Raw genomic sequence first — 26,227 nt, forward strand, 5'->3', positions numbered from 1 at the left:
TTGTTCGATCAGCATCTGTTGGTGTATCATTGGCTCCCTTGCCCATGTTAATGTCCCTTAATATAGGGCGCGCCGGGTTTCCTGCAAGCGCCGGGCCGTGACGGGCGTACACCGCGCGTACACAGGCCGTACACCGGCCGTCGGACCGGTGGGCAGGGGGGAGGGGGGCAGGGGGCGCCCGCGCGCCCCTACCATTCCGCCGCGCCATGCGCTAAGGGAGCCCGAACCTGCCGATCCCCATGGACCGCCCGAACCCGACGGAGCCGCCGCAATGAAATTCACCCTCTCCTGGCTGAAGGAGCATCTCGAGACCACCGCCACGCTGGACGAGATCACCGAGGCGCTGACCGACCTGGGCCTTGAGGTCGAGGGGGTGACGGACCCGGCCGCGAAACTTGCCCCCTTCACCATCGCGCGCGTGACCGAGGCGGTGCAGCACCCGGACGCCGACCGGCTGCGGGTCTGCAAGGTCATGACGGACGAGGGCGAGAAGCAGATCGTCTGCGGTGCCCCCAACGCGCGGGCCGGCATCACCGTGGTCCTGGCCAAGCCCGGCGACTATGTTCCCGGCATCGACACCACGCTGGGCGTGGGCAAGATCCGCGGCGTCGAGAGCCATGGCATGATGGCCTCGGAACGCGAGCTGCAACTGTCGGACGAGCACAATGGCATCATCGAGCTGCCTTCGGGCGAGGTCGGCGAGAAATTCGTCGACTGGCTGGCCGCGAACCGCCCCGAGGCGGTCGATCCGGTCATCGAGATCAAGATCACCCCGAACCGCCCCGACGCGCTGGGCGTCCACGGCATCGCCCGCGATCTGGCCGCGCGGGGCCTGGGCACGCTGAAGCCCGTTCCCGAGGTCACGGTGTCGGGCGGCTTCGCCTCGCCCATCGGGATCCGCATCGCGCCCGAGGTGGCGGACAAGGCGCCGTTCTTCAGCGGCCGGCTGATCCTGGGCGTGAAGAACGGCCCGTCGCCCGACTGGCTGCAAAAGCGGCTGACCGCCATCGGGCTGCGGCCGATCAATGCGCTGGTCGACATCACGAATTTCTTCACCTTCGACCTGAACCGGCCGCTGCATGTCTTTGACGCGGCCAAGGTCCGGGGCGACCTGGTGGTGCGCCCGTCGCATGAGGGCGAGGAACTGCTGGCGCTGGACGGCAAGACCTATGCCTTTGCCCCCGGCACCATGATCATCGCCGACGAAACCGGGCCCGAAAGCATCGCCGGGATCATGGGCGGCGAGGCCTCGGGCTGCGACGAGGGGACCACGGACGTGTTCCTGGAAAGCGCCTATTGGGATCCGATCGCCATCGCGACGGCGGGGCGCGCGCTGAAGATCACCTCGGACGCGCGCTATCGCTTCGAGCGCGGTGCGGACCCGGCCTTTACCCAGAAGGGCCTGGAACTGGCAACGCGGATGATCCTGGACCTGTGCGGCGGCGAGGCGTCACAGGTGGTGACGGCGGGCGCCATCCCCGACACGACGCGCAGCTATCCGCTGGACCCGGCCAAGGTGTCCAGCCTGGTCGGCATGGAAATCCCCGAGGACAGGCAGCGCGCCACGCTGGAGGCGCTGGGCTTCCGCCTGGACGGCAACCAGGCCTTCGTCCCGAGTTGGCGTCCCGACGTGCAGGGCGCGGCCGATCTGGTCGAGGAGGTGGCGCGCATCGCCAGCCTGAGCGGCTTGCAGGGCCAGCCCCTGCCGCGCCCGCAGGCGGGCGTGCCGGCCCCGGTACTGACCCCCTTGCAGCGCCGGGAGTCGGCGGCGCGGCGCATGGCGGCGGCCTTGGGCTATAACGAATGCGTCACCTACAGCTTCATCGACCAGCCGCGGCGGCGCTGTTCGGCGGCGGGTCCGATGCGGTGCGGATCGAGAACCCGATCAGCAGCGAGATGACGCATATGCGCCCCGACCTGCTGCCCGGCCTGCTGGCGGCGGCGGCGCGCAACCAGGCGCGCGGCTTCATGGACCTGGCGCTGTTCGAATGCGGGCCGGTGTTCAGCGGCGGCGAGCCCGGAGAGCAGGACCTGCACCTGACCGCGATCATGGTCGGCCATACCGCGCCGCGCGATCCCTTCGCCTCGCGCCGCAAGGTGGCATCTATGACGCCAAGGCCGATGCCGAGGCGGTGCTGGCCCAGATCGGCGCGCCGGCGAAAGCGCAGATCAACCGCAAGCTGGACGGCTGGTGGCACCCCGGCCGGGCGGGCAACATCGCGCTGGGTCCGAACACGCTGGCAACCTTCGGCGAGATCCATCCGCGCGTGCTGCGCCATTTCGGGATCAAGGGCGCGGCGGTGGGCTTTACCCTGCGCATCGCGGCGGTGCCGCTGCCCAAGGTGAAATCGCCCTCGCGCCCGGCGCTGGCGCTGTCGGACCTGCAGGCGGTCGAGCGCGACTTTGCCTTTGTCGTCGATCCGCAGGTCGAGGCGCTGGCCCTGGTCAACGCCGCCGCCGGTGCCGACAAGGCGCTGATCGAGCGGGTGACGGTGTTCGACCAGTTCACCGGGCTGGAGGACGGCCGCAAGTCCATCGCCATCACCGCCCGCCTGCAACCCAGGGACAAGACCCTGACCGACGCCGAGATCGAGGCGGTTTCGGCGAAGATCGTCGAAAAGGTCGGCAAGGCCACCGGGGGCGTGCTGCGGGGGTAAGACGAGCCGGCGTGCCGTCGTCGTCTGGATTGTATGCTCCTGAGGGGAGGTTCGCAGGAGCGCGCGACCATCCCCGTTCCGGTTCGCAGGAGCGCGCGACCATCCCCGTTCCGCCGCGCGAAGGCGGCCGGCAGGCGTCGGATCGTAAACGCAGGTCGATAAGAGGCAGGTAGAAGATGGTGGCTAGTGTATCTGGCATGATACGGCCACCCCCGAGATCATCAGCGACTACAGCTCTGCTCCAGCTAGCGCCACGATCGCGATCTCTTCCGATCTTAAGATCTAGCAGAACATCCAAAGTTGCTGCCATGCATCGCTCGTATGCGATCCCGGCCTAGACCTGATTGTGCATTTCAATGAAGTCGGCATCAGGAAGCGTCGAGATCGCCTCCATCCTGGAAATCTCTCGGCGCACGGTGGATTACCATGTCGCCGAGATCCTGCGAAAGCTGAACGTGTCGAACCGCGCCCAGGCGGCGGCGATCTACATCGGGCGCTAGGCGCCGACCTCGATGCCGCGCTGCACGGCCGGGCGGGCGAGGAAGCGGTCCAGGTAGTCCTGCACATTGGCGAAGCCGTCCATGCCGGTTTCCGCCTCGGCCTCGTAGTTCACGCGCACGGTGCGCAGCCAGGGGGCGATGGCCATGTCGGCGATGGAGTAGTCGCCGGTGACCCAGTCGCGCCCCTCGAGCTGGCGGTCGAGCACGCCCAGCAGGCGCCGCGCCTCGGTGTAATAGCGGGTGCGGGGGCGCGGATCCTCGATTTCCTTGCCCTTGTAGCGGTGGAAGAAGCCGACCTGGCCCAGCATCGGGCCCAGACCGCCCATCTGCCACATCAGCCACTGGATCGTGTGATAGCGCGCCGCGCCCGAGGCGGGCAGGAACTGGCCGGTCTTGTCGCCCAGATAGATCAGGATCGCGCCGGTCTCGAAGATGCCGATGGGCTGGCCGCCCGGGCCGTTCGGGTCAATCATCGCCGGGATCTTGTTGTTGGGGTTCAGCGACAGGAACTCGGGCGTCATCTGATCTTCGGGATCGGTGATGGAAATGCGGTGCGCGTCGTAGTCCAGCCCGCATTCTTCCAGCATGACCGAGGTCTTGATGCCGTTCGGCGTGTTCAGCGTGTAAAGCTGGATCACATCGGGGCGGACAGGCGGCCAGCGGCGGGTGATCGGGAAATCGGCACGGTCGGTCATGGCATGTCCTGACTGTCTGGGCTGGATTCCGGGGGACTCTATGGGCAAGATCGCCCCACGTGCGACAGGAAAGGTAAGTCCATGTTCAAGGAATTCAAGGAATTCATCGCCCGCGGCAATGTCGTGGATCTGGCCGTCGGCATCATCATCGGCGCCGCCTTTACCGCCATCGTCAATTCGCTGGTGGCCGACCTGATCAACCCGATCATCGGCCTTTTGACCGGCGGCACCGATTTCAGCGGCCATTACCTGGTCCTGAAGGGCACCGTCCCCGAGGGCGCGAGCCTGGCCGCCGCGCGCGATTCCGGCGCCTCGGTCTTTGCCTATGGCGCCTTCCTGTCCTCGGTCATCAATTTCCTGATCATCGCCTGGGCGGTGTTCCTGCTGGTCAAGGCGGTGAACAAGATCCAGAGCACCGCCGTGCGCAAGAAAGAGGCCGAAGCCGCCCCCGCTGGCCCGACGCAGGAAGAGCTGCTGATGCAGATCCGCGACGAGCTGCGTGGCCTGCGCGCCTGAGCCCATGCCAAGGGATGCGTCATGATCGAGCTTGACCCGACCGACCGGCGCATCCTGGCGGTGCTGCAGCGCAACGGCCGCATCACCAATGCGGAACTGGCGGCCGAGGTCGCGCTGTCGGCCAGCGCCTGCCACCGCCGCGTGCAGCGGCTTGAGGAGACCGGCCTGATCCGGGGCTATGTCGCGCTGCTGGACGCGCGCAAGCTGGAGCGCCCGACCACCGTCTTTGTCGAGATCACCCTGTCGGGCCAGGCGGACGAGCTGCTGGATGCGTTCGAGCGCGCCGTGCGCCAGATCCCCGACGTGCTGGAATGCCATCTGATGGCGGGATCGGCCGACTATCTGCTGAAGGTGGTGGCCAAGGACACCGACGATTTCGCCCGCATCCATCGCCAGCGGCTGGCCAAGCTGCCGGGGGTCCAGCAGATGCACAGCTCGTTCTCGCTGAAGACGGTGGCGCAGACGACGGCGCTGCCGGTCTGAGCCGGGCAAAAGAAAACCCCCGCCGGAGCAGGGGTTTTCGGAAAACGAACGTGCCGCTCGTCTTACAGCGCGCCTTCGCGTTGGGCCTTTTTACGGGCCAGCTTGCGGGCGCGGCGAACGGCCTCGGCCTTTTCACGGGCCTTCTTGACCGAGGGCTTCTCGAAATGCTGCTTGAGCTTCATTTCCCGAAACACCCCTTCGCGCTGAAGTTTCTTCTTCAGAGCACGAAGCGCCTGTTCGACGTTGTTGTCGCGAACACTTACCTGCATGTGGTTGTCACCACCTTCCTAGGTTAAAGTTGAGCTGAATTGCAGGACGCGGCCTTCTAGCAAGGCGAATCGCGTTTGTCCAGAAATTCCGGCAAGACGGGGAAAAGCCATGACGAGCGAACGGGAAAAGCTGATCGACGCGGCGCTGAACCATGTCGTCTTCGAAGGCATGAACGACAAGGCCGTGGCGGCGGGCGCGCGCGACCTGGGGATGTCGGCGCAGATGGCGCGGGTGCTGCTGCCGCGGGGGGGCGCGGACCTGGCGGCCGCCTATCACCGGCGCGGCGACCAGGAACTGCGCGACTGGCTGGACCGGCACCCGCCGCAGGGCCGCTTCCGCGACCGCATCCTGGCGCGGTGATGCACCGCCTGGCGCTGTCCGACCGCGAGATGGCCCGCGCCGGCGCCGTGGTCCTGGCGCTGCCCCAGCACGCGGCCCTGGGCGCGCGGCTGCTGTGGGAAACCGCCGACACGGTGTGGGAGGGGCTGGGCGAAGCGCGCGTGAAGGGTTCGGACGGCGAGGTGCCGCTTTTGGTTCCGCGTGACCGGGACGGCAGTTTCGAGCCGGAGCTGGTGAAGAAAGGCCAGACCCGGATCGACGGGGTGGATGACAAGATCATCGGGCTTATGCGCCGGCTGTCGGGCGATTCCCGGCGTCTCGACCCTGACGGGGCTGGCGGCCGGCTGGATCCGGGCGCCCGGCCCGCGCACTGCGCCGGGCGGCACGGGCCGCCCCCCCAGGCCCGCGCCGGGCGGGGCCGACGCATGATCCCCGACCTGATGCGGGCGGTCGAGATCACCGCCCCGGGCGATGCCGATGTGCTCAAGCTCGCGCGCCGCCCGGTTCCTGTCGCGGGCCACGGCCAGATCCTGATCCGGGTGGCCTGGGCCGGAGTGAACCGCCCCGACGTGCTGCAGCGCGCCGGCGCCTATGCGCCGCCGCCCGGGGCCTCGGACCTGCCGGGCCTGGAATGCGCGGGCGTGGTGGCTGCGGTCGGCCCGGGCGTCACCCGCTGGAAGCCGGGCGAGCGGGTCTGCGCCCTGCTGCCGGGCGGAGGCTATGCCGAATACGCGCTGTGCTGCGCCGATCACGCGCTGCCCATCCCCGAGGGCCTGTCCCTGCGCGAGGCCGCGGCCCTGCCGGAAACCGCCTTCACCGTCTGGTCCAACGTGGTCGAGCGCGGCGGCCTTCGCGCCGGCGAACGCTTCCGGCCATGGCGGGTCGTCGGGCATCGGCACCATGGCGATCCAGATCGCGCGGGCGCTGGGCGCCCGGGTCTGGGCCACAGCCGGCTCGGACCCGAAATGCGCCGCCATCGCGGGCCTGGGCGCCCAGCCCGTCAACTATCGCGAGGAGGACTTCGTGGCCGTCCTGCAGCGGGCGGGTGGGGCCGACCTGATCCTGGACATGGTGGGGGGCGATTACATCGCGCGCAACCTCAAGGCGCTGGCCGACGACGGGCGGCTGGTCTTCATCGCCTTCCTGGGCGGGCCCAAGGCCGCGATCAACTTTGCCCCGATCATGACCCGGCGGCTGACGGTGACGGGATCGACCCTGCGGCCGCAATCCGACGCCGCCAAGGCCCGCATCGCCGAGGCGCTGTGCCGCGCGCTCTGGCCCCTGGTCGAGGCCGGCGCGGTCCGGCCGCTGATCGACAGCACCTATGCCCTGGACGAGGCCGTCGCCGCCCATCGCCACATGGAATCCAGCACCCATGTCGGCAAGATCCTGTTGCAGGTGGCGCCCGAGGATTGAGAGGGCGGGCCTGGCAGCGCGGCCCGGTGCCTCCGGCGGGGATATTTAGACAAGAAAGAAAAGCACACACCCCGCCCGCCGGAGCAAAGGGCTAGGGTGTGGCTTCTTCCTTGACGGCCATCGGCGTCCCCGCCTGTTCCGTAACCTCAAGCTGCCAGTAAATCCTTGCGATTCGATTAACGGCTTCTTTCTTGCTAAAATATCCCCGCCGGAGGCACCCGAGCGTGCCGTCAGCGCGGCGCCGGGATCAGGATGCTGCCCTTGCAATCCCGTTGCGCATCCGGCCCGCAGGCGCGGGGCGTCAGATCCTTGCTCAGGCAGATGCGGATCTCTTGCAGGGAGCGGCTCCGGCAGGTGACGGTTATCCCGTCGCGGCGGAGGGCCGGATTGGCCTCGATGAAGGCATCCTCGATCACGCTTGCGGGCACGGTGATGTCGCGCGGCAGGCGCGCCAGGGTCTCCGGCAGGCGGATCGCCGCGGCGGCGCGGCGCGTCAGGGCGAAATAATCCTGCGCCGGCAACCCGCTGCAGCGGCCATGCTTTTTCCACTGGTACCAGGCCAGCCCGCCCGACCCCATCAGGTCGGCCATCGCGGCTGTCTCGCGCCGCGACGGATCGGGCCGGGCCGAGGGGCAATCCGCCGGCCAGCCGGTTTCGTGTTGCGGCCACAGCCCATGGACGGTGAAGCCCAGCCGCCGGCCCGGCGCACATTGCCGGGCGCCGCTTTCCGCGCCTTCGCGGGCGCACCAGGCGGGCGACCAGCTCAGCGACAGGACATAATGGTCGAACCGGCCGGCCACGTCCTGTCGGTCCAGATCCGGGGCCGCGGTCTGGGCCAGGGCGGGCGGGCAGGCCAGGGCCGCCAGCGCGGCGGCAAGGACGATCAGCGGTCTCATGCCGGCATGATTAGCTCGCCGCCCCGGTCGCCGCCACGAAATTCAGGCTTTATTCCGGACCCGCCCCGGCCTATATAGGCCGTCAATCCCCCCTGAAAATGGAATGGCGCCCGCCACCAGCCGTTTTCCCGGCCGAAGAAGATATTTGTCAAGGAGAAGGTCATGAACAAGCCGCTGATGGCCAAGGCCACCGCAGTCTGGCTGGTCGACAACACCACGCTCAGCTTCAAGCAGATCGGCGATTTCTGCGGCCTGCACGAGCTCGAGGTCCAGGGCATCGCGGACGGCGACGTGGCCGCCGGCGTCAAGGGCTTCGATCCGGTCGCCTCGAACCAGCTCGATGCGTCCGAGATCGCCAAGGGCGAAAAGGACCCGCGCTACAAGCTCAAGCTCAAGCACAACCCCGCCGCCGAGGGCGAGGAGAAGCGCCGCGGTCCCCGCTATACGCCGCTGTCCAAGCGCCAGGACCGGCCGAACGCCATCCTGTGGCTGGTCAAGTTCCACCCCGAACTGGCCGATGCGCAAATCGCCAAGCTGGTCGGCACCACCAAGCCCACCATCGCCTCGATCCGCGAGCGGACGCACTGGAACATCCAGAACATGCAGCCCATCGACCCGGTGGCGCTGGGCCTGTGCCGGCAGACCGAGCTTGACGCCGCGGTGCAGAAGGCGGCCAAGAAGAAGGCGGCCGAGGGCGGCGCCATGACCGACGACGAGCGCCGCAAGCTGCTGTCGACCGAAAGCTCGCTCGCCATGCCGGACGAGCCGCGGATGCCGTCCTCGATCGCCGGGCTCGAGAACTTCAGCCTGACGCGCGACGAGGAGAAGCCCGCGCCGGCCGAGGACCTGGATGCCGACAGCTTCTTCAACCTGCCCGATGCGGGCGAGGATGACGAGGACGAGGACCGCTGAACGCAGAACCCCGGGCACGCCGCCCGGGGTTCTTCGTCAGATCGACAGGCAGATGTATTTGATCTCCAGGTAATCCTCGATCCCGTGGCGCGAGCCTTCGCGTCCCAGGCCCGACTGCTTGACCCCGCCGAAGGGGGCGACCTCGGTCGAGATGATGCCGGTGTTGACGCCGACCATGCCGTATTCCAGCGCCTCCGCACACGCGATCACCCGGCCGATGTCGCGGGCGTAGAAATAGGCGGCGAGGCCGAAGATCGTGTCGTTGGCGCGCGCGATCGCCTCGTCTTCGGTGTCGAAGCGGAACAGCGGCGCGAGCGGCCCGAAGGTCTCCTCGGTCGAGACCTTCATGGAATCGGTGATCCCCGTCACCACGGTGGGCTCGAAGAACAGCCCCTCCTTGCGTTTGCCGCCGGTGACGATGGTGGCGCCGCCGTCCAGCGCGTCCTGGATATGCTCCTCGACCTTCTCGACGGCCTTGGCGTTGATCAGCGGGCCGGTCGTGACGTCCTCGCTCAGCCCGTCGCCGACGCGCAGCTCGTCGACCGCCGCCGCCAGCTTCCTGGCAAAGGCGTCATAGACCCCGGCCTGGACATAGAACCGGTTGGCGCAGACGCAGGTCTGGCCGTTGTTGCGGAACTTCGAGGCCATGGCGCCCTCGACCGCCGCATCCAGATCGGCGTCGTCGAAGACGATGAAGGGCGCGTTGCCGCCCAGTTCCATCGAGCATTTCAGCACCTGGTCGGCAGCCTGGCGCAGCAGGATGCGGCCAACCTCGGTCGAGCCGGTGAAGGTCAGCTTGCGGATCAGCGGATTCTCGCAGAACTCCTTGCCGATGTCCGAGGACCGCGACGAGGTCACGATGCTGAACAGCCCCTTGGGCACGCCGGCGCGTTCGGCCAGCACCGCCAGCGCCAGCGCGGACAGCGGCGTTTCCGCCGCGGGCCGGCCAACGAAGCCGCAGCCCGCCGCCAGCGCCGGGCCGCATTTGCGGGTGATCATGGCATTCGGGAAGTTCCAGGGCGTGATCGAGCCCACCACCCCGATTGGCTGGCGGATCACGGTCAGCCGCTTGTCGGGCAGGTGGCCGGGGATCGTCTCGCCATAGATGCGCTTGGCCTCTTCGCCGAACCATTCGATGAAGCTCGCGGCATAGGCGATCTCGCCCTTGGCCTCGGCCAGCGGCTTGCCCTGTTCGGCGGTCATGATGCGGCCCAGGTCGTCCTGGTTCGCCATCATCAGGTCGAACCAGTTGCGCAGGACCTGGGCGCGGTCCTTGGCGGTGCGGGCGGCCCAGCCCTTCATGGCCTGGGCCGAGGCGGCGATGGCGCGACCGACCTCGGCGCGCGACAGGTCGGCCACCCGCGCGATCACGTCGCCACGCGCGGGATTCACCACGTCAAAGGTCGCGCCGTCCGCGGCGTCGATCCATTCGCCCGCGACATAGGCGCGGGTCTGCAAAAGCGAGGGGTCTTTCAGAAGCATCCCCAGGTCGGTGGCATGTCGGGTCATGGCCGTGCTCCTTGGTTCTCGGGTCGCCGGCAGGCTTGCGCGTTCGGCCCGCGAAGGCAAGCCCAAGGCGCGCCGCCCCCGATCACGGAAAATGTGATGGAGCCCCCGGCCGCCCGCGCGCGTTCACCAGATATCGTCAGGTTTTCCCTCTTGGCGTATCAGACTGCGGGGCGGCGGATCTCTCTCCTGCCGCCCCATTTTCTTTCGTGCCCCAATATCCCGGGGGGCACGCCGTCAGGCGTGGGGGGCAGAGCCCCCCTGCCGCGCGCTCCAGCACGGCTGCAGATCGCCCGGACGCGCCTCGGCCTCGCAGACACCCCGGGCGATGGCGCGGGCCAGCGTACAGGCCGCGGCATGGCCCAGCAGGAACGGCGTCAGCGCCGGATCGGGCAGGGGGTGGGCGCCGGTCGAGACGGCAAAGACCAGGTCGCCGTCATGGGGCGTGTGGCTGGGGACGATGGCGCGGGCCATGCCGTCATGGGCGGCGGTGGCCAGCCGCGTCAGCCCGGCCTTGTCCAGGCCTGCGTCGGTCGCGATGATGGCAATCGTCGTGGCCTCGCCCAGGCGCTTGGCCATCGCCGGCTCGGCCCCGCCGTCGAAGGGGCCGGACAGGCCCAGGCCCCCGAACTCGTCGCCGATCTCCCAGGGCGCGGCCCAGAACTGCCCGCTGGGTGCCGTCACCGACCCCAGCGCATTGACCGCGACCAGCGCCCCCACCGTCACCCCGCAATCCAGCACCGCCGAGGCCGAGCCGAGCCCGCCTTTCCAGCGATGCGTCATTGCGCCGGTGCCCGCGCCTTCGCTGCCCAGGGCGAAATCGGGGCCAACTGCTGCCAGCGCCGCCCGGCCGAGCGCCGGATAGGGGTTCTCGGCCCAATCCTTGTCGCCGCCGTTCAGCAGGTCGAACAGGATCGCGCCGGGCACGATCGGGACCCGCACCGGGCCGACCGCAAAGCCCCGGCCCAGGGCGCGCAGGCCGCCCGCCACCCCGTCGCAGGCCGCCAGCCCGAAGGCCGAGCCGCCCGACAGCACCAGCGCATCGACGCCGCCGACCAGCCGGTCGGGCGCCAGCAGGTCGGTTTCCCGCGTGCCCGGCGCGCCGCCCATGACATGGACGCCGCAGGCCAGGGGGCGGTCCGCCGTCAGCACGCTCACGCCCGACCGCAGCCGGTCGTCGCGCGCATTGCCGACGAGCAGCCCCGCGACATCGGTGATCAGGTTCCGCGATCCGGCCTGCATGGCGTTTCCTTTCCCTGGCGCCCGAACCGGGGACGACCCCTGCGTGTTGTCACGGGCGGCGGCGTTGCAGGACGCTAGGCCCGCGCCTAGATTGACTGCAACCGCTTTCCAAAGGGAGACGACCCATGACAGCCCCCATCCACCGCATTTTCGGCCGCCCGATGGACGGCGAGATCCCCAAGGGCTTCGACCAGGCGATTTTCGGCATGGGCTGCTATTGGGGGGTCGAGCGCCTGTTCTGGCAGCTTGACGGCGTCTGGCTGACCGAGGTCGGCTTCGCCGGCGGCACGGTCGAGAACCCGACCTACAAGCAGGTCTGTTCCGGCACGACCGGCCATGCCGAGGTGGTGCGCGTGGTCTATGACAGTTCGCGCATCAGCTATGAACGGCTGCTGCAGGTGTTCTGGGAAAACCACGACCCGACCCAGGGCAATCGGCAGGGCAACGACGTCGGCAGCCAGTATCGCAGCCTGATCATGTATTTCACCGACAGCCAGCGGGCGGCGGCGGAACTCAGCAAGGCCGATTACAACAACCGCCTCGCGGTCGAGGGCTATCCCGCGATCACCACCCAGATCCTGCCGGCCGCGCCCTTCTATCCGGCCGAGGAGGATCACCAGCAATATCTGGACCGCTATCCCGACGGCTATTGCGGCTTGCGCGGCACCGGCGTAGAGGCGCCCCTCACAAGCCCCGCCGAGGAGAACTGATGTCCACCTGGACCGCGCTGACCCAGACCGCCGGGCGCGGCGGACAGGCCCGAGCGATGGCCGAGAGACCTCGTCCGCCGAGCGCGAGGGCACCGGCACTTCGAGATCGAGAACGGCCGCGGCCGCTGGGAGGTGGGACGTATTTCACCGAAAGGCCCGACGAGTTGGCGCTTGCGCTGATGGCGGCGGCCTGGGGGGCCGACCCTTTCGTCCTGTCGGAACTGCCCGAGGTGGACTGGGTCGCCCATGTCCGGCGCGAACTCTCGCCGGTCGAGGCGGGGCGCTTCTTCGTCCACGGCAGCCATGACGCCGACCGCGTGCCCGAGGGCGCCGAGGCGCTGCTGATCGAGGCGGCGATGGCCTTCGGCACCGGGCACCACGCCACCACGCGGGGCTGCCTGCTGGCGCTGGACCGGCTGGTGTCCGAAGGCTTCCAGCCCCGGCGCATCGTCGACGTGGGCTGCGGCACCGCGGTCCTGGCTATGGCGGCGGCGCGGGTCTTTCCGGTGATCGTGCTGGCGGGCGACATCGACCCGCAGGCGGTCGACGTGGCGCGCGCCAATGTCATCGCGAACGGCCTGCTGGGCCGCGTCGAATGTGTCGAGGCCGTGGGCTTCGACCATCCGCTGATCGAGGGCGCGGCGCCCTTCGACCTGGTCTTCGCCAATATCCTGAAGCAGCCGCTGATCGACCTGGTGCCGGACATGGCGCGCTATGTCGCACCGGGCGGCCATGCGATCCTGTCGGGGATCCTGGCGACCCAGGCCGACGCGGTGGTCGCGGCCTATGCCGCGGGGGGCTTGCGCTTGAGACGCGCGAGGATCACGGCGAATGGACGACCCTGGTGGTGCGGCGCGGCTAGGTCCGGTCGGTCCCTCGGGGAATGTGGACCCGAACCTGAGGGAGGAACCGGATGAGCATTGCCAAAAACACGATCTGCCTGTGGTTCGACCGCGAGGCGGAACAGGCGGCGCGGTTTTACGCCGAAACCTTTCCCGACAGCGCCGTGGACGAGATCGTCCGCGCCCCGGCCGATTTTCCGTCGGGCCGCGCGGGCGACGTGCTGACGGTGCGCTTCACCGTGCTGGGCATCCCCTGCCTGGGGCTGAACGGCGGGCCGAGCTTTCGCCACAGCGAGGCGTTCTCGTTCCAGGTCACGACCGAGGACCAGGCGGAAACCGACCGCTACTGGAACGTCATCGTCGGCAACGGCGGGCAGGAAAGCGAATGCGGCTGGTGCAAGGACCGCTGGGGCATCTCCTGGCAGATCACGCCCCGGGCGCTTAGCGAGGCGCTGTCCGCCGGCGGGGACGAGGCGCGGCGCGCCTTCGTCGCCATGATGGACATGCGCAAGATCGACGTGGCCGCAATCGAGGCCGCGCGCCGGGGCTGACGCGCCAGGGCGGCGGGCATGAAAAAGGCCCCGCCGGGATCGTCCCGAGGGGGCCTGTTTCGCATCATTTCCGCCAAATCAGCGGGCGTGCGCGATCCGGTCGATATCGCCGCGGCACAGACCGATATCGTCCAGCTCGCGGTCCGTGAGACGGCTCAGCGCGTTCTTCGTCACGCGCGCGTCATTCCACGCGGCCAGCGCCGCGAAGATCGAGCCAATACCGAAAGATCCCGCCCCGCCATGGACGCGGTTCGTGTCAATCGCCGACATAGTTTTCACCTGCTTGAAAGTGCCCCGCCTTGGGGCGTTGTCTGATGCACAAGCATATAGTTCGGGCAGTTTGGAAACTCTACGTCCGTGCGGGCATTGCAGCCATGCAGCGCATGCATAAGGCGCCGTTATCATTAAGTTTTTGTGTCAAACGGGTTTTCCGGGGCCGATTCTGCAAGAAACCGACGCTTGGCGCGCGAAAAGCGGCACGGGATTGCGGCGAAATCGCGCAACCCCATCAGCCCCAATCGCCCAGGGCGGCCTGCCACAAGGCAAGTGACGCAACGGCCGCCGTGTCCGCGCGCAGGATCCGGGGCCCCAGAGAGACCCGCGTGACATGCGCCAGACGCCGCCAACCGGGCGCGTTCCGATTCGGACCAGCCGCCTTCGGGACCGATCAGGATGGCCCAGGGGCCGCGGGGCAGGGCGGCCAGGGTGGCTGCGGGACCGGCCAGCGCCTCGTCCGCCCACAGGATGCGCCGGGCGGGTCCCAGCCGTCCAGCAGGCGGCCCAAGGGCGTCAGGTCGGCCACCTCGGGGACGAAGGTGCCGCCGCATTGCTCGGCCGCCTCGACGGCATGGGCTTGCAGGCGGTCCTGGCGGATGCGTTCGGAATTGGTGTGGTCGGTCTGCACCGGGACGATGCGCGCGGCGCCCATTTCGGCCGCCTTTTCCACGATGAAATCGGTGCGCGCCTTCTTGATCGGCGCGAACAGCAGCCACAGGTCGGGCGGGTTTCGTTGCGGCGCGGTCTGCCGCAACGCCACCAGGTCGCCGCCGCGCTTGGCCAGCCGCTCGATCCGCGCCAGCCATTCGCCGTCGCGCCCGTTGAAGACCAGCAGCGCGTCCCCCGGACCCTGCCGCATGACCGAGCCCAGGTAATGCACCTGATCGGGCGTCAGCGCGACGCCTTGTCCTTGGGCCAGTGGGTGATCTATGAAAAGCCTGATTTTCGCCATGATGGGGCGCAGCTTATGCAGACCGACCGCCTGACGCCAGAGGCGCATCGCAGCGTCGCCGACGCGCCCCCCGACAACTGGGTGGACCGCCATGCCCCGCCGGGCTGGAGACCCTGGCTGCGCCTGTCGCGCGCCGATCGGCCCATCGGCACCTGGCTGCTGCTGCTGCCCTGCTGGTGGGGGATCGGGCTGGCCATGATCGCCGACGCGCCCCTGTGGCGCGACCTGTGGATCGCCGTCGCCTGCGGCCTGGGCGCGATCCTGATGCGGGGCGCGGGCTGCACCTGGAACGACATCACCGACCGCGACATCGACGACAAGGTGGCGCGGACGCGGTCGCGGCCCATCCCCTCGGGACAGGTGACGGTGCGGGGCGCGGCGCTGTGGGTGGTGGCGCAGTCGCTGGCGGGCTTCGTCATCCTGCTGACGCTGGGGCCGGCGGCGATCTGGCTGGGCGTCGCCTCGCTGGCGCTGGTCGCGATCTATCCCTTCGCCAAGCGCTTCACCTGGTGGCCGCAGGTGTTCCTGGGGCTGGCCTTCAACTGGGGGGCGCTGCTGGCCTGGGCCGCGCATATGGGCAATGTCGCGCCCGCGCCGGTGCTGGCCTGGCTGGCGGGGATCTGCTGGACGATCTTTTACGACACCATCTATGCCCACCAGGACGCCGAGGACGATGCGCTGATCGGCGTCAAGTCGACCGCGCGCCTGTTCGGCCGCGATTCGCGGCGCTGGCTGGCGGGCTTTGGCGCGGGGGCCGTGGCGCTGCTGGTGCTGGCGGTGCTGGCCGCGCGCCCGGACGGTCTGGCGCTGCTGGTCGCGCTGGTCGGCATCGCGGGTTTTGCCGCGCACCTGGCCTGGCAACTGCGGCGCTTTGACATGGACGACCCTCGGGGCTGCCTGCGGCTGTTCCGTTCAAATCGCGATGCCGGATTGTTGATGGCCCTGGGGCTGGCCGTGGCGGGGCTGGTCTGATTGCACAGCGGGGCGCTTGGGTTTAGACCCGCCCAACCGGAAACAGCCCTAAGGTCCCCCTGATGGCCAATCCAGAACGCCGCCGCGGCCGCGCCGTGGCCGCCGCCAGCCTGATCGCGCTTGCCGCCGCCGGCGGCCTTTCCTATCTGGCCGCACGCGAGGCCGCCGACTTCATCGAGACGCGCTCGGCCGCCGATGTCGCGCAGGCCATGGCGGGCGGCGGGTTCGACTGGGCTCGGGTTTCGACGGATGGGCTGATCGTGCGCCTGACCGGCACCGCGCCCGACGAGGTGCAGCGGTTCCGCGCCAAGTCCCGGGCCGAGGCCGTCGTCCAGCCGGGCCGCGTCGTCGACGACATCGAGGTCGCCGCCCGCGCCGCGCTGGAGCCGCCGGATTTCGGGATCGAGCTTTTGCGCAATGACGATGGCGTGTCGGTGCTGGGGCTTCTGCCCCGCGCCCAGGACCGTGCCGCGCTGGTGGCGGGGCTGCGGCGCGCCACGGGCGGCAAGCCCGTCTCGGACCTGGTCGAGACGGCGGATTATCCCGTCCCGCCCGGCTGGGACGATGCGCTGGCCTTTGGGCTGCGGGCCACCCAGCTTGCGCCGCGCGCCAAGGTCTCGGTGGCGCCGGGCCGGGTCGTGGTGCGCGCCGTCACCGACAGCGCCGGCGCCCGGGCCGATCTGGAAGCCGCGCTGAACCGCGCCAGGCCCCAGGGTGTCGCGCTGGACCTGGACGTGACCGCGCCGCGGCCCGTCATCGCCCCCTTTACCCTGCGCTTCGTCAAGGACATGGCGGGGGCGCGCTTCGACGCCTGCGCCGCCGACAGCGAAACGGCACGGGACGCGATCCTGACGGCCGGAACCCGCGCCGGCATCGCGGGGACGCCGCGCTGCACGCTGGGCCTGGGGGCGCCAAGCCCCGACTGGGCGCAGGCCGCCGTCGCGGGCATTCGGCGGTCGATGCGCTGGGGGCGGGGGCGGTCACGCTGTCGGATGCCGATGTCGCGCTGTTCGTCCCGGCCTCGGTCCCGGCCGCCGAATTCGACAGGGCGGCGGGCCGCCTGCAGGCCGCGCTACCCGAGGGCTTCGCCCTGACCGCCGAGCATGAGAAGGCCGCCCTGCCGCAGGGCCCGGCCGAGTTCCTGGCCACGGTGAACGCCGGCACCGTGTCGCTGCGCGGCCGCGTGGCGGATGCGCGGATGCGCGAGGCGGTCGAAAGCCTGGCCCGCGCCCGCTTTGGCGACGTGGACAGCGCCCTGCGGCTGGACGACGACCTGCCGGAGGGCTGGACCTTGCGCGCCATTGCCGCGCTCGAGGCGATGGGCGGGCTCGACCGGGGGCGGGCCACCGTCTCGCCCGACCTGATCCGCATCACCGGGGTGGCGGGCAGCCAGACCGCCTCGGACAATGCGGCGGCGCGGCTGGCCGAGCGGCTGGGCGCCGGCGCCCGCTATGAACTGGCGATCCGCTATGACCGGCGGCTGGACCCGGTGCTGGGCCTGCCGTCGGGGGTGGAATGCGTGGACGGGCTGAACGCGGCCATGCGCGAATCCGAGATCGGGTTCGAGCCCAGCCGCTCGGTCATCGCGGGCGACCCGAGCCCGACGCTGGACCGCATCGCCGCGATCATGGCCGACTGCGCCGAATACCGCATCGAACTGGGCGGCCATACCGATGCCCAGGGGTCCGAGGAGCTGAACGCCGAACTGTCGCGGGCGCGCGCCCAGGCCGTGTTCGAGGCGATGCGCGCGCATGGCGTGGATGTGTCGAACATGACGGTGCGCGGCTATGGCGAAAGCCGCCCGGTTGCCGACAACGACACCGAGGCCGGGCGCGAGGCGAACCGCCGGATCGAGTTCACGCTGACTGCCGACGAACCCGTGGTGCGCGAACCGCCCGCTCCCGCCCGCACCGTGGCGGGCGTGACCGACGCGCCCGAGGTCGTGCGGGCCCGTGCGGAACAGGCCGCGCTGGCCGCCGCGACCGGGGCCCTGGCGCCGGTGCTGCGCCCCGACCCTGCGCCCGCACTGCCCCCCGCGATCGCCGCCGCGTCCGAGCCGGCGCTGGCGGCGGTGCAGGGGGCCATCTCGCTGCAGGTGATCGACGCGCTGACCGTCCCCGCGATCGAGGCGGCCTTCCCCGACAATGGCGAGGCGCACGGCGAAGGGGCGGCGGAATGAGGATCAGCGGAAAGGACCGGCCATGAACCGCAACGAATTCATCATCGCGACCGCGATCATCCTGTTCGCGGCCTTCCTGCTGGGCTGGTTCGCAAGCTGGGTGGTCCATCGCCTGGGCCGCAGCAGCAAGGCCGACCTGGGCGCGCTGGAGGGCATGGCCCGGCAGCTGCACGATGCCGAAGACGCGCGCGACCGCGCGATTGGCACGCTGGAGGCGCGCGAGGCGGACCTGGTCGCCCGGCTGGGCGCCGTCGAGGCCGAGGCGAGTGCCGCGCAGGATGCGCTGAAGGAGGCCCGCGCCGAGATCGAGGACCTGCGCGCCTATATCGAGCGCAAGCTGGGCCCCCGGTCCTGACCGGCAGGAAACGGGCCGCCGGCCTTGCGGCGGCGGCCCGCACCGCAGGGCGTCAGACGCCCGCTTCGATGATGGCGCGGGCGAGGACCGGGATGGTGGACTCGTTCAGTCCGGCGATGTTCAGCCGCGAATCGCCCACCATGTAGATGCCGAAGTCCTCTTTCATCCGGGCGACCTGCTCGGGCGTGGCGCCCAGGCGCGAGAACATGCCGCGGTGTTCGGCGATGAAGCCGAAGCGATCCGAGCCCGACAGGTCGCGCAGTTCGCGGGCCAGCTGCTCGCGCAGCTTCAGCATGCCGCCCCGCACTTCCTCAAGCTCTGCCATCCAGTCGGCGCGCAGATCGGCGTCGGTCAGGATGGTCGAGACGATCTTGGCGCCGTGGAAGGGCGGGAAGGAATAGGTCTGGCGGTTCAGGAAGGCCATCGCGCCCTGCGCCAGGTCCTTGGTCGCCTTGTCGGTGCACAGCGCCAGAAGGCAGCCGGTGCGTTCGCGATAGATGCCGAAGTTCTTGCTGCACGATGCCGCGATCAGCACCTCGGGGATGCGGGATGCGATCAGCCGGGTGCCGGCCGCGTCCTCTTCCAGCCCGTCGCCGAAGCCCTGATAGGCCAGGTCGATCAGGGGCGTCGCGCCGGTCTTTTCCAGGATCGCGGCGACCTCGGCCCATTGCTCCAGCGTCAGGTTGGCGCCGGTCGGGTTGTGGCAGCAGCCGTGCAGCAGCACCACGTCGCCCTTTTTCGCATCCGAGATGTCGGCCTTCATCGCCTCGAAATCGACGCCGCGGGTGTCGGTGTCGAAATAGCGGTAGCTGACCTGCGGCAGGCCCATGAAGTTCATGATCGAGATGTGGTTCGGCCAGGTCGGATCGCTGACGAAGACCCGCAGGTCCGGGTTCGCCATCCGCGCCAGTTCCAGCGCCTGCCGGATCGCGCCGGTGCCGCCGACGGTCGCCAGCGCGGCGGTGGTCTCGGCCTTGTAGCCGTCGCCCAGAATCAGTTCGGCCATGGCCTTCTGGAACTCGGGCTCGCCGGCGAGGCCGGCATAGGTCTTGGTCGTTTCGGTTTCCAGCATGCGGCTCTCGGCGGCGCGGACGGCGCGCATGATGGGGGTGTGGCCGGTCGCATCCTTGTAGACGCCCACGCCCAGGTCGATCTTGCCCTGGCGGGGATCGGCCTTGAACTCGCCCATCAGGGCCAGGATCTTGTCGGGGGCCTGCGGTTTCAGATTGCCCAGCATTCACGCATCTCCGGTTGCGATTTTAAGGTCCGGGAAGCTGCCCCATTCGGCCCAGCTTCCGTCGTAAAGCGAATGGTCCCGGTGCCCGATCCGGTCGAGCGCCAGGAACAGGATGGCCGCGGTCACGCCCGATCCGCAGGTGGTGATGACCGGCCGCGTCAGGTCGACCCCGGCGGCGGTGAATTCGGCGCGCAGCGCGTCGGGGTCCTTCATCGTGCCGTCGTCGCGAAACAGCCGGCCGAAGGGCAGGTTGCGCGCGCCCGGGATATGGCCCGACGCAGGCCGGCGCGCGGCTCGGGCGCCTCGCCGCGAAAGCGCGCCTCGCCCCGCGCATCGACGATCTCGTGGCTGCCAAGCTTGCTGGCGGCGGCGACCTGGGTCACGTCGCGCACCAGCCCCGCCTGGCGCTGCACGGTGATGTGGCGGTCGCGCAGGACGGGGGGCATGTCCTCGGTCTCGCGGCCCTCGGCCAGCCATTTGGCAAGCCCGCCGTCCAGCACCGCGACATCCTGCTTGCCCATCAGGCGGAAGGTCCACCAGACCCGCGCCGCCGAATGCACCGGCGAATTGTCATAGACCACGACCTGATGGCCGTCGCCGATGCCCATGGCGCGCATCCGGCTGACGAACATCTCGGGCTGGGGGGCCATGTGCGGCAGGCCGCTGCGGCCGTCGGCGATGGCGTCCAGGTCAAAGAACCGCGCGCCGGGGATATGGGCGGCCTCGTATTCCGCGCGGGCGTCGCGGCCGGGTTCCAGGAACCATGTCGCGTCGATCACCCGCAGGTCGGGATCGTTCAGATGCGCCGCCAGCCATGCGGTCGAGACCAGCGTCCTGGGATCGTCTGAATCGGTGGTCATGGCCCCTCCCTCCGGTAGACGCGAAAGCGCCCCCCATGTAACCGGCGGGGCAGGCCCCTGCAATGGTCGGAAGGTCTAGCCCTGCTTCAGAAGCCGCTGTTTCTGGCGGTTCCAGTCGCGCTTGGCGTCGGTTTCGCGCTTGTCGTGGTTTTTCTTGCCCTTGGCGACGCCGATCTTCAGCTTCACCATGCCACGGTCGTTGAAATACATGACCAGCGGCACCAGCGTCATCCCCTCGCGCCCGATGGCCTGCCACAGCCGCGCCAGTTCCTTGCGCGACACCAGCAGCTTGCGCCGCCGCCGTTCTTCGTGGCCAAAGACGCCGGCCTGCTTGTAGGCGGCGATATAGGCGTTGATCAGCCACAGCTCGCCCCCCTCGACCGAGGCATAGCTTTCGGCGATGTTCGACTGGCCCGTGCGCAGGGATTTCACCTCGGAGCCGGTCAGGACGATGCCGACCTCGAGGTCGCTTTCGATGAAGTAATCGAACCGCGCCCGGCGGTTTTCGGCGATGATCTTGTAATTGGGATCGGATTTCGTGGCCATGATCGGGCAGAGATAGGGGGCGGGCCCCGCAAAGTAAAGTCAGCGCCCCCCGGCCATTTCCCCGGCCAGCCGTTCCAGCAGCGCCTCGACCCCCAGGGTCACGTCCTGCCAGGTCGCGTCGAACCCGGCCGCATCGCCGAAATAGGGGTCGGCGACGGGCTGGCCTTCGCGGCCGGGGACATGGTCCATCAGCAGGGACAGCCGGGCCCGCGCATCGGAAGGGGCCACGGCCCGCAGCCCGGCCAGGTTTTCATTGTCCATCGCGACGATGTGGTCGAAGCTGCGGAAGTCGTCGGGCCTGACCTGGCGCGCGCGCAGGCGCGAAATGTTGATGCCGTGGCGCGCCGCCACCGCTTGGGCGCGCCGGTCGGGTTCGGACCCGACATGCCAGTCGCCGGTCCCGGCCGAATCGATTCGCACCTCGATCCCGCGAAGCTCGGCGGCTTCGCGCATGACCCCTTCGGCAAGCGGAGAGCGGCAGATATTGCCCAGACAGACGAAGAGCACCGACGGACGGTCCATGATTAACCTCTTACCACGGGCAAGACCTGCCCCAACCGGCGCAAGCTAGCCCAGACCGCCCCCAAGGCAAAGAGAGGGCGACGTTCGACGCGGCGGCCGTTCCGGCCCCGAAGGCGGACTGCCGCCGACCGCGCGATCAGGCGTCTGGCGCCGGCGCGGCAAGCGGCTGTGCGCCATGCCTCGGGCCTGGGTTTGGCGCATGAAAATTAACATCATGTTACGATCTCGTGAAACATGATATTTGACGTAAGGGCCTGTTTGACGGATTTCTGACGCCAGTGATCCGGCGCGCGGGGGACCAGGCGGCGCCACATCAGGGAGGTTTCACATGAGCGCTTCGTCGATGGGCGAAACCAGGGACACAAGCCAGTCCAGCAAGGCCGCGGCCAGCGGCTGGATCGGATCGGCCCTGGAATATTACGACTTCTTCATCTACGCGACGGCCGCTTCGCTGGTCTTCCCGCAGATCTTCTTTCCGTCCGAAAACCCGCGCGTGGCGATCATCGCCTCGCTGGCCACCTATGGCGTGGGCTATGTCGCCCGCCCCATCGGCGCCTTCGTGCTGGGCCACTGGGGCGACACCCATGGCCGCAAGAACGTGCTGATCCTGTGCATGTTCCTGATGGGCATCTCGACCCTGCTGGTCGGCCTGCTGCCGACCTATCAGCAGGTGGGCATCCTGGCGCCGATCCTGCTGGTGATCCTGCGCCTGGTGCAGGGCTTTGCCGTCGCGGGCGAGATCTCGGGCGCAAGCTCGATGGTGCTGGAACACGCGCCCTTCGGCCGGCGGGGCTTTTTCGCCAGCTTCACGCTGCAGGGCGTGCAGGCCGGCCAGATCCTGGCCGCCGCCGTCTTCCTGCCGCTGGCCCATTTCATGCCCGACGACGCCTTCAACAGCTGGGGCTGGCGCATCCCGTTCCTGCTGAGCTTCGTCGTCATCATCGCCGGCTGGATCATCCGCCGCGAGGTCCAGGAGACGCCTGCCTTCCAGAAGGAAGAGGCAAGCCACACCAAGCCGAAATCCCCGGTGATCGAGGCGATCCAGACCGGCTGGCCCGACATGATCCGGGTGATCTGCATGGCGCTGATGAACACGATCCCGGTCGTCGCCACCGTCTTCGGCGCGGCCTATGCGGTGCAGGCGGCCTATGGCGTCGGCTTCCACAAGGACGTCTACCTGTGGATCCCGGTCATGGGCAACATCCTGGCCTGCCTGGTGATCCCGCTGGTCGGCAACCTGTCGGACAAGATCGGCCGCCGCCCGCCCATCATCGTCGGCGCGCTGGGCTCGGGCCTGCTGGCCTTCGGCTATCTCTATGCCATCTCGATCCATTCGGTGCCGCTGGCGATCCTGATGTCGCTGCTGATGTGGGGCGTCGTCTATCAGGGCTACAACGCGGTCTTCCCCAGCTTCTATCCCGAACTGTTCCCGACCCGGACCCGGGTGTCGTCGATGGCGATCTCGCAGAACATCGGCACCACGATCACGGCCCTGCTGCCGGCGCTGTTCGCGACCGTGGCGCCGCCCGGTTCGACCAACGTGTGGCTGGTGGTGGGCTCGATCGCCTTCGCCATCACCTGCATCGCGGCCGCCGCGGCCTTTTCGGCCCGGGAAACCTATCGGGTGCGGATGGAGGACCTGGGCAAGCCGAACGCGGTTCCCGTCCCCAAGGCGGAATACGACCGCCTGCGCGCCGAGGCCCTGGCCAACCGCTAAGGGCGCGGCCACCTACAAGACCAGGAAGGCCCCGGGATGCCGGGGCCTTTTCCTATTCCGCCGCGGGGCTGTCGCTCCAGCTTTCGCGCGCCACGGCGGCGGCCATCTCGCGGCGAAAGCGGTCGATGGCCAGTTCGGCATAGCTCGACAGCGGCCGGCCCTTGCGCGTCACCGCATAGGCGGTGATGCCGGCGCGCTCGGCCAAGGGGCGGCGCACGATGCCGGGCATATAGACCTCGGCCACGGAAAACTCGTCGATCAGCGACACGCCCAGGCCGTGGCGCACCAGGCTGACCAGGGTCTGGGCAAAGCGGCCGCGCATGGCGTATCGCGGCGCGATCCCCGCCTCGACGAAGGGGCGGGCGATGATCGCGCCGTAAGGGTCCTCGGGGTCGATGCCGATGAAATCCTCCTCGGCCAGATCCCGGACCGAGATCTCGGACCGCTCGGCCAGAGGGTGGCCTTCGGGCACGATGACGACCAGCCGTCCCGTCGCCAGGGGCTCGCTGCTGAGCGCGGGGTTGGCGACCGCCGAACTCATGATGACGAACTCGCCCCGGTCCAGCAGCAGGTAGTCGACGGTTTCCTCGATCTTGAGGATGTTGAGGTCGATATAAAGGTCGGGAAACCGCGCCCGCACGCCCCGGATCGCCCGCGCGGCGATGAACTGCGCGATCGAGGGCGCCGAGGCGAAGCTCGGCCGCACGTCCTGGCTCCTGGCGCAGCGACCGCACCGCGCCTTCGATTGTCCATCTGGCGATGCACCTGGTGGATCATCTCGAAGATCGACGCCGCCTCGGCCGCCGGCACGAACAGCCCGCCCCTGCGGTCGAACAGGCGGATGCCCAGCGATTCCTCGGAATATTTCACCAGCCGCGACACGCCGGGGGCCGAGACGTTCAACAGTTCCGCCGCCCCCTGGATGGTGCCCGCCATCATGACGGCGCGGATCACCTCGACCTGGCGGATGGTCAGCTGGCTCATGATTCCCTCCCCTGCCGTGGCAGGTTAACATGATGTTACGATCAGACGAATTTGGATATTTGACGGCAGGAAGCCGGCCTGCGATCCATGGGCCGAAGTCGCGCGGCAGGGGGCTCGCGCACCAAGCCTCAGGAGGGCACGGCATGATCCGCGGAACCACGAAACTGATCGCGCATCTGGGTTATCCCACGACGACCTTCAAGGCGCCGATGATCTATAACCCTTGGTTCGCGCATCGCGGCATCGACGCCGTGGTGGTGCCGATGGGCGTCCGCCCCGAGGATTACGCCGCCTTCCTGCCGCTGGTGTTCCGGCTGTCGAACATCCACGGCGCGCAGGGCACCATGCCGCCAGGTGGCGACCTGGCCCTGGCCGACCGGGTGTCGGTCACGGCGCGGATCGCGGGTTCGGCCAATGCGCTGCGGCTGGGCGACGATGGCTAGCTCGAGGCCGACATGTTCGACGGCGAAGGCTTTGTCGGCGGCGTGCTGGGCAAGGGCCAGCAGATCGCGGGCGCCTCGGTCCTGGTGGTCGGCGCGGGCGGCGTGGGGTCTGCCATCGCGGCCTCGCTGGCCAAGGCCGGGGCGGCCCGGCTGGCGCTTTACGACCCGAATGCCGCCGGTGCCGAGGCGCTGGCCGGGCGGCTGAGCGCCGCCTATCCCGAGCTGACGGTCCAGACCGGATCGAAGGACCCGGCCGGGTTCGACATCGTGGTCAACGCCTCGCCCCTGGGAATGAACGCGGACGACCCGCTGCCAATGGACGTGGACCGCATCGACCCCGCGACCTTCGTGGGCGAAGTGGTGATGAAATCCGAGATGACGCCCTTTCTGGCCGCCGCCGCCGCCAAGGGCTGCCGCTATCAGGTCGGGACCGACATGCTGTTCGAACAGATCCCGGCCTATCTGGACTTCTTCGGCTTCGGCAAGCCGCCGGTCCAGGAACTGCGCGACCACGCGACGATCCGCTACTGATCGCGGCGCTACGGGTCCCGGGCGGACGCCTCGGTTCCGGCCGTGGCCATCCGCAGCCGGCGCGACGGCGGCTCGGCCTCGGGGACGCCTTCCTGCGACAGCATGACGGCCACGGGCCGCAGCCAGGGGATGCGGGCGCAGACGATCATGACCGCGACCATGATCGGCACCGCCAGGAAGGTGCCGGCGATGCCCCAGACCGCGCCCCAGAAGGCCAGCGCCAGCACGATTCCAAAGGATGACAGCCGCAGCGTCTGGCCCAGCAGCATCGGGTCGAAGATGTTGCCGATGACGAAATGCACCACCGTCGTCAGGCTGCCCAGCGCCAGCGTGGTCGCCGGGTCGCCGGTCTGCGCCAGCACCATCGCCACGGTAACGACCGTCGCGATGATCGAGCCGAGCGTGGGGATGAAGTTCAGGATGAAGGTCAGCGTGGCGATGGCGCCCGCAAGCTCAAGCCCGGCGCCGCGAAAGATCAGCCAGATCAGCCCGGCGGTGACGGCGCTGATCCCGGTCTTGACCACCAGATAGCGGTTCACCCGCCGCATAATGGTGTGGACCGTGTCCAGCCAAAGCTGGGCGCGGGCCGGGTCGCCGGTCAGCCGCTCGACCTTGACAGGGAACCAGATCCGTTCGCTGAACATGAAGCCCACGAAGGTCAGGATCAGGACCGAGCCGGAAATCAGGTTCGACGCCTGCGACGCGGCCGAGCGGATCCAGCCCGCCACGTCGATGTTGCCCAGGAAGGTCGCGATGTTTTCCTGCGCCTTGGGGCCCCAGCGTTCGCTAAGCGTGGCCAGCACCCGTTGCGCGCGGTCGGTATAGGCGATCGAGGTCGTCACCACCTCGTTGACCTGGCCCACCACCGTGGTCGCGGCCCAAAGGACGCCCACGGTGATGGCGATCAGCGCCAGCGTCGTTGCCAGCCAGTTGGGCACCTTCAGCCGCGCAAAGGCCGATATCGCATCCGATGTCAGCGAAAAGATGATGATGGCAAAGGCCAGGCAGACCAGGATGAAGCGCGCCTGCACCAGCAGCGCCAGAATCAGCCCAAAGGCGATGACCCCCAGAAAGCCGGTCTGCAACCGTTCGCTCAGCTGCGAGTCGCGTGCCTTCAA

At 69.0% G+C, this 26,227-nt stretch carries 26 protein-coding genes and 6 pseudogenes; 18 read left to right on the forward strand and 14 right to left on the reverse strand.

Annotated features, from left to right (window positions below; genetic code table 11):
• Nucleotides 1-271 precede the first annotated feature (271 nt).
• Together pheT and DPM13_RS10820 are read left to right on the forward strand one after the other, a co-directional pair.
• Nucleotides 272-2,657: pseudogene (pheT, locus tag DPM13_RS10815) on the forward strand (phenylalanine--tRNA ligase subunit beta).
• Between the two features lie 356 nt (nt 2,658-3,013).
• Nucleotides 3,014-3,157: a helix-turn-helix domain-containing protein gene (locus tag DPM13_RS10820; protein ID WP_112888004.1), complete on the forward strand. Its 144-nt coding sequence runs from the start codon at nt 3,014-3,016 to the stop codon at nt 3,155-3,157.
• Here the strand turns inward: DPM13_RS10820 and DPM13_RS10825 are convergent.
• On the reverse strand, nt 3,154-3,852 hold the full coding sequence (locus DPM13_RS10825) for a glutathione S-transferase C-terminal domain-containing protein (RefSeq protein WP_112888005.1): 699 nt from the start codon (nt 3,850-3,852) through the stop codon (nt 3,154-3,156). The genes DPM13_RS10820 and DPM13_RS10825 overlap by 4 nt on opposite strands.
• An 81-nt stretch (nt 3,853-3,933) precedes the next feature.
• Between DPM13_RS10825 and mscL the strand changes: the two genes are divergently transcribed.
• Together mscL and DPM13_RS10835 are read left to right on the forward strand one after the other, a co-directional pair.
• Entirely contained in the window at nt 3,934-4,368 is a 435-nt protein-coding gene (mscL, locus tag DPM13_RS10830) for a large conductance mechanosensitive channel protein MscL (RefSeq protein WP_112888006.1), read from the forward strand.
• A 24-nt stretch (nt 4,369-4,392) separates the two neighbouring features.
• A complete protein-coding gene (locus tag DPM13_RS10835) occupies nt 4,393-4,851 on the forward strand; it encodes an Lrp/AsnC family transcriptional regulator (protein ID WP_028719925.1) in 459 nt (152 codons plus the stop codon).
• A 62-nt stretch (nt 4,852-4,913) separates the two neighbouring features.
• On the opposite strand, the gene rpsU is transcribed toward DPM13_RS10835, so the two are convergent.
• On the reverse strand, nt 4,914-5,120 hold the full coding sequence (gene rpsU / locus DPM13_RS10840) for a 30S ribosomal protein S21 (RefSeq protein ID WP_011748553.1): 207 nt from the start codon (nt 5,118-5,120) through the stop codon (nt 4,914-4,916).
• 109 nt (nt 5,121-5,229) lie between these two features.
• Here rpsU and DPM13_RS10845 point away from each other — a divergent pair, with 109 nt between their 5' ends.
• The 3 genes and pseudogenes from DPM13_RS10845 (at nt 5,230) to DPM13_RS10855 (ending at nt 6,876) form a co-directional block, all read left to right on the forward strand.
• The gene (locus tag DPM13_RS10845) at nt 5,230-5,481 is read left to right on the forward strand and encodes a hypothetical protein (protein ID WP_223251953.1); all 252 of its coding nucleotides are present in this window, start codon (nt 5,230-5,232) and stop codon (nt 5,479-5,481) included.
• Between the two features lie 155 nt (nt 5,482-5,636).
• A pseudogene (locus tag DPM13_RS20825) lies at nt 5,637-5,747 on the forward strand (transposase); the annotation flags it as partial.
• A gap of 138 nt (nt 5,748-5,885) precedes the next feature.
• Nucleotides 5,886-6,876, forward strand: a pseudogene (locus DPM13_RS10855) (NAD(P)H-quinone oxidoreductase).
• A 230-nt stretch (nt 6,877-7,106) separates the two neighbouring features.
• Here DPM13_RS10855 and DPM13_RS10860 read toward each other — a convergent pair.
• Nucleotides 7,107-7,772, reverse strand: coding sequence for a ribonuclease T2 family protein (locus DPM13_RS10860; protein ID WP_112888007.1), 666 nt, complete (start codon nt 7,770-7,772; stop codon nt 7,107-7,109).
• 162 nt (nt 7,773-7,934) lie between these two features.
• On the opposite strand from DPM13_RS10860, the gene DPM13_RS10865 reads away from it, so the two are divergent.
• Nucleotides 7,935-8,684, forward strand: coding sequence for a DUF1013 domain-containing protein (locus DPM13_RS10865; RefSeq protein WP_028719921.1), 750 nt, complete (start codon nt 7,935-7,937; stop codon nt 8,682-8,684).
• 36 nt (nt 8,685-8,720) lie between these two features.
• On the opposite strand, the gene DPM13_RS10870 is transcribed toward DPM13_RS10865, so the two are convergent.
• Nucleotides 8,721-10,193 carry an NAD-dependent succinate-semialdehyde dehydrogenase gene (locus DPM13_RS10870; protein ID WP_112888008.1) on the reverse strand — a complete coding sequence of 491 codons (1,473 nt, stop codon included), beginning with the start codon at nt 10,191-10,193 and terminating at the stop codon, nt 8,721-8,723.
• A gap of 234 nt (nt 10,194-10,427) precedes the next feature.
• Entirely contained in the window at nt 10,428-11,432 is a 1,005-nt protein-coding gene (locus DPM13_RS10875) for a P1 family peptidase (protein ID WP_112888009.1), read from the reverse strand.
• 125 nt (nt 11,433-11,557) lie between these two features.
• Here DPM13_RS10875 and msrA point away from each other — a divergent pair, with 125 nt between their 5' ends.
• Genes msrA through DPM13_RS10890 form a run of 3 tightly spaced genes read left to right on the forward strand, consistent with a single transcriptional unit; the run spans nt 11,558 to nt 13,535 of the window.
• Nucleotides 11,558-12,142, forward strand: a complete 585-nt coding sequence (msrA, locus tag DPM13_RS10880) for a peptide-methionine (S)-S-oxide reductase MsrA (protein ID WP_036762870.1) — start codon at nt 11,558-11,560, stop codon at nt 12,140-12,142.
• Nucleotides 12,142-13,059, forward strand: a complete 918-nt coding sequence (locus tag DPM13_RS10885) for a 50S ribosomal protein L11 methyltransferase (RefSeq protein ID WP_397244256.1) — start codon at nt 12,142-12,144, stop codon at nt 13,057-13,059. Before msrA ends, DPM13_RS10885 begins: the two co-directional genes overlap by 1 nt.
• The gene (locus DPM13_RS10890) at nt 13,056-13,535 is read left to right on the forward strand and encodes a VOC family protein (RefSeq protein ID WP_112888010.1); all 480 of its coding nucleotides are present in this window, start codon (nt 13,056-13,058) and stop codon (nt 13,533-13,535) included. Before DPM13_RS10885 ends, DPM13_RS10890 begins: the two co-directional genes overlap by 4 nt.
• A gap of 78 nt (nt 13,536-13,613) precedes the next feature.
• Here the strand turns inward: DPM13_RS10890 and DPM13_RS10895 are convergent, their stop codons facing one another.
• Nucleotides 13,614-13,805 (reverse strand): DUF1127 domain-containing protein, encoded by a 192-nt coding sequence (locus tag DPM13_RS10895; protein ID WP_028719916.1) that lies wholly within the window; start codon nt 13,803-13,805, stop codon nt 13,614-13,616.
• 238 nt (nt 13,806-14,043) lie between these two features.
• A pseudogene (locus tag DPM13_RS10900) lies at nt 14,044-14,763 on the reverse strand (16S rRNA (uracil(1498)-N(3))-methyltransferase).
• A gap of 15 nt (nt 14,764-14,778) precedes the next feature.
• Between DPM13_RS10900 and ubiA the strand changes: the two are divergent.
• The 4 genes from ubiA (at nt 14,779) to DPM13_RS10915 (ending at nt 18,269) form a co-directional block, all read left to right on the forward strand.
• Nucleotides 14,779-15,735 carry a 4-hydroxybenzoate octaprenyltransferase gene (ubiA, locus tag DPM13_RS10905; protein ID WP_112888011.1) on the forward strand — a complete coding sequence of 319 codons (957 nt, stop codon included), beginning with the start codon at nt 14,779-14,781 and terminating at the stop codon, nt 15,733-15,735.
• Between the two features lie 62 nt (nt 15,736-15,797).
• A complete protein-coding gene (locus DPM13_RS23120; RefSeq protein WP_223251954.1) occupies nt 15,798-16,829 on the forward strand; it encodes a BON domain-containing protein in 1,032 nt (343 codons plus the stop codon).
• Between the two features lie 56 nt (nt 16,830-16,885).
• Nucleotides 16,886-17,914 carry an OmpA family protein gene (locus DPM13_RS23125; RefSeq protein WP_223251955.1) on the forward strand — a complete coding sequence of 343 codons (1,029 nt, stop codon included), beginning with the start codon at nt 16,886-16,888 and terminating at the stop codon, nt 17,912-17,914.
• A 22-nt stretch (nt 17,915-17,936) separates the two neighbouring features.
• The gene (locus DPM13_RS10915) at nt 17,937-18,269 is read left to right on the forward strand and encodes a hypothetical protein (RefSeq protein WP_028719913.1); all 333 of its coding nucleotides are present in this window, start codon (nt 17,937-17,939) and stop codon (nt 18,267-18,269) included.
• Between the two features lie 52 nt (nt 18,270-18,321).
• On the opposite strand, the gene DPM13_RS10920 is transcribed toward DPM13_RS10915, so the two are convergent.
• The 4 genes and pseudogenes from DPM13_RS10920 to DPM13_RS10935 form a co-directional block, all read right to left on the reverse strand.
• The gene (locus DPM13_RS10920) at nt 18,322-19,506 is read right to left on the reverse strand and encodes an amino acid aminotransferase (RefSeq protein WP_112888012.1); all 1,185 of its coding nucleotides are present in this window, start codon (nt 19,504-19,506) and stop codon (nt 18,322-18,324) included.
• Nucleotides 19,507-20,366: pseudogene (sseA, locus tag DPM13_RS10925) on the reverse strand (3-mercaptopyruvate sulfurtransferase).
• 75 nt (nt 20,367-20,441) lie between these two features.
• Complete coding sequence (smpB, locus tag DPM13_RS10930; protein WP_028719910.1) at nt 20,442-20,912, reverse strand: SsrA-binding protein SmpB; 471 nt, start codon at nt 20,910-20,912, stop codon at nt 20,442-20,444.
• Between the two features lie 39 nt (nt 20,913-20,951).
• The gene (locus DPM13_RS10935; protein ID WP_112888013.1) at nt 20,952-21,434 is read right to left on the reverse strand and encodes a low molecular weight protein-tyrosine-phosphatase; all 483 of its coding nucleotides are present in this window, start codon (nt 21,432-21,434) and stop codon (nt 20,952-20,954) included.
• A 328-nt stretch (nt 21,435-21,762) separates the two neighbouring features.
• Here DPM13_RS10935 and DPM13_RS10940 point away from each other — a divergent pair, with 328 nt between their 5' ends.
• A complete protein-coding gene (locus tag DPM13_RS10940) occupies nt 21,763-23,151 on the forward strand; it encodes an MFS transporter (RefSeq protein ID WP_198406690.1) in 1,389 nt (462 codons plus the stop codon).
• A gap of 52 nt (nt 23,152-23,203) precedes the next feature.
• Here DPM13_RS10940 and DPM13_RS10945 read toward each other — a convergent pair whose 3' ends face one another.
• Entirely contained in the window at nt 23,204-23,857 is a 654-nt protein-coding gene (locus DPM13_RS10945; protein WP_223251956.1) for a LysR substrate-binding domain-containing protein, read from the reverse strand.
• Nucleotides 23,858-24,018: 161 nt separating this feature from the next.
• Nucleotides 24,019-24,135 (reverse strand): annotated as a pseudogene (locus DPM13_RS26035) (LysR family transcriptional regulator); the annotation flags it as partial.
• A gap of 143 nt (nt 24,136-24,278) precedes the next feature.
• Here DPM13_RS26035 and DPM13_RS23135 point away from each other — a divergent pair.
• Together DPM13_RS23135 and DPM13_RS23140 are read left to right on the forward strand one after the other, a co-directional pair.
• Nucleotides 24,279-24,578 carry a hypothetical protein gene (locus tag DPM13_RS23135; RefSeq protein WP_223251957.1) on the forward strand — a complete coding sequence of 100 codons (300 nt, stop codon included), beginning with the start codon at nt 24,279-24,281 and terminating at the stop codon, nt 24,576-24,578.
• Between the two features lie 12 nt (nt 24,579-24,590).
• On the forward strand, nt 24,591-25,109 hold the full coding sequence (locus DPM13_RS23140; RefSeq protein ID WP_223251958.1) for a shikimate dehydrogenase family protein: 519 nt from the start codon (nt 24,591-24,593) through the stop codon (nt 25,107-25,109).
• 8 nt (nt 25,110-25,117) lie between these two features.
• Here the strand turns inward: DPM13_RS23140 and DPM13_RS10955 are convergent, their stop codons facing one another.
• The gene (locus tag DPM13_RS10955) at nt 25,118-26,227 is read right to left on the reverse strand and encodes an AI-2E family transporter (protein ID WP_112888014.1); all 1,110 of its coding nucleotides are present in this window, start codon (nt 26,225-26,227) and stop codon (nt 25,118-25,120) included.

The sequence above is a fragment of the Paracoccus mutanolyticus genome, assembly GCF_003285265.1.
GTDB lineage: Bacteria > Pseudomonadota > Alphaproteobacteria > Rhodobacterales > Rhodobacteraceae > Paracoccus > Paracoccus yeei.

Coding starts and splice junctions, on each gene's coding strand:
- DPM13_RS10820 (WP_112888004.1), top strand. CDS start 3,014: ATGAAGTCGGCATCAGGAAGCGTCGAGATCGCCTCCATCCTGGAAATC.
- DPM13_RS10825 (WP_112888005.1), bottom strand. CDS start 3,852: ATGACCGACCGTGCCGATTTCCCGATCACCCGCCGCTGGCCGCCTGTC.
- mscL (WP_112888006.1), top strand. CDS start 3,934: ATGTTCAAGGAATTCAAGGAATTCATCGCCCGCGGCAATGTCGTGGAT.
- rpsU (WP_011748553.1), bottom strand. CDS start 5,120: ATGCAGGTAAGTGTTCGCGACAACAACGTCGAACAGGCGCTTCGTGCT.
- DPM13_RS10845 (WP_223251953.1), top strand. CDS start 5,230: ATGACGAGCGAACGGGAAAAGCTGATCGACGCGGCGCTGAACCATGTC.
- DPM13_RS10860 (WP_112888007.1), bottom strand. CDS start 7,772: ATGAGACCGCTGATCGTCCTTGCCGCCGCGCTGGCGGCCCTGGCCTGC.
- DPM13_RS10865 (WP_028719921.1), top strand. CDS start 7,935: ATGAACAAGCCGCTGATGGCCAAGGCCACCGCAGTCTGGCTGGTCGAC.
- DPM13_RS10870 (WP_112888008.1), bottom strand. CDS start 10,193: ATGACCCGACATGCCACCGACCTGGGGATGCTTCTGAAAGACCCCTCG.
- DPM13_RS10875 (WP_112888009.1), bottom strand. CDS start 11,432: ATGCAGGCCGGATCGCGGAACCTGATCACCGATGTCGCGGGGCTGCTC.
- msrA (WP_036762870.1), top strand. CDS start 11,558: ATGACAGCCCCCATCCACCGCATTTTCGGCCGCCCGATGGACGGCGAG.
- DPM13_RS10885 (WP_397244256.1), top strand. CDS start 12,142: ATGTCCACCTGGACCGCGCTGACCCAGACCGCCGGGCGCGGCGGACAG.
- DPM13_RS10890 (WP_112888010.1), top strand. CDS start 13,056: ATGAGCATTGCCAAAAACACGATCTGCCTGTGGTTCGACCGCGAGGCG.
- DPM13_RS10895 (WP_028719916.1), bottom strand. CDS start 13,805: ATGTCGGCGATTGACACGAACCGCGTCCATGGCGGGGCGGGATCTTTC.
- ubiA (WP_112888011.1), top strand. CDS start 14,779: ATGCAGACCGACCGCCTGACGCCAGAGGCGCATCGCAGCGTCGCCGAC.
- DPM13_RS23120 (WP_223251954.1), top strand. CDS start 15,798: ATGGCCAATCCAGAACGCCGCCGCGGCCGCGCCGTGGCCGCCGCCAGC.
- DPM13_RS10915 (WP_028719913.1), top strand. CDS start 17,937: ATGAACCGCAACGAATTCATCATCGCGACCGCGATCATCCTGTTCGCG.
- DPM13_RS10920 (WP_112888012.1), bottom strand. CDS start 19,506: ATGCTGGGCAATCTGAAACCGCAGGCCCCCGACAAGATCCTGGCCCTG.
- smpB (WP_028719910.1), bottom strand. CDS start 20,912: ATGGCCACGAAATCCGATCCCAATTACAAGATCATCGCCGAAAACCGC.
- DPM13_RS10935 (WP_112888013.1), bottom strand. CDS start 21,434: ATGGACCGTCCGTCGGTGCTCTTCGTCTGTCTGGGCAATATCTGCCGC.
- DPM13_RS10940 (WP_198406690.1), top strand. CDS start 21,763: ATGAGCGCTTCGTCGATGGGCGAAACCAGGGACACAAGCCAGTCCAGC.
- DPM13_RS23135 (WP_223251957.1), top strand. CDS start 24,279: ATGATCCGCGGAACCACGAAACTGATCGCGCATCTGGGTTATCCCACG.
- DPM13_RS23140 (WP_223251958.1), top strand. CDS start 24,591: ATGTTCGACGGCGAAGGCTTTGTCGGCGGCGTGCTGGGCAAGGGCCAG.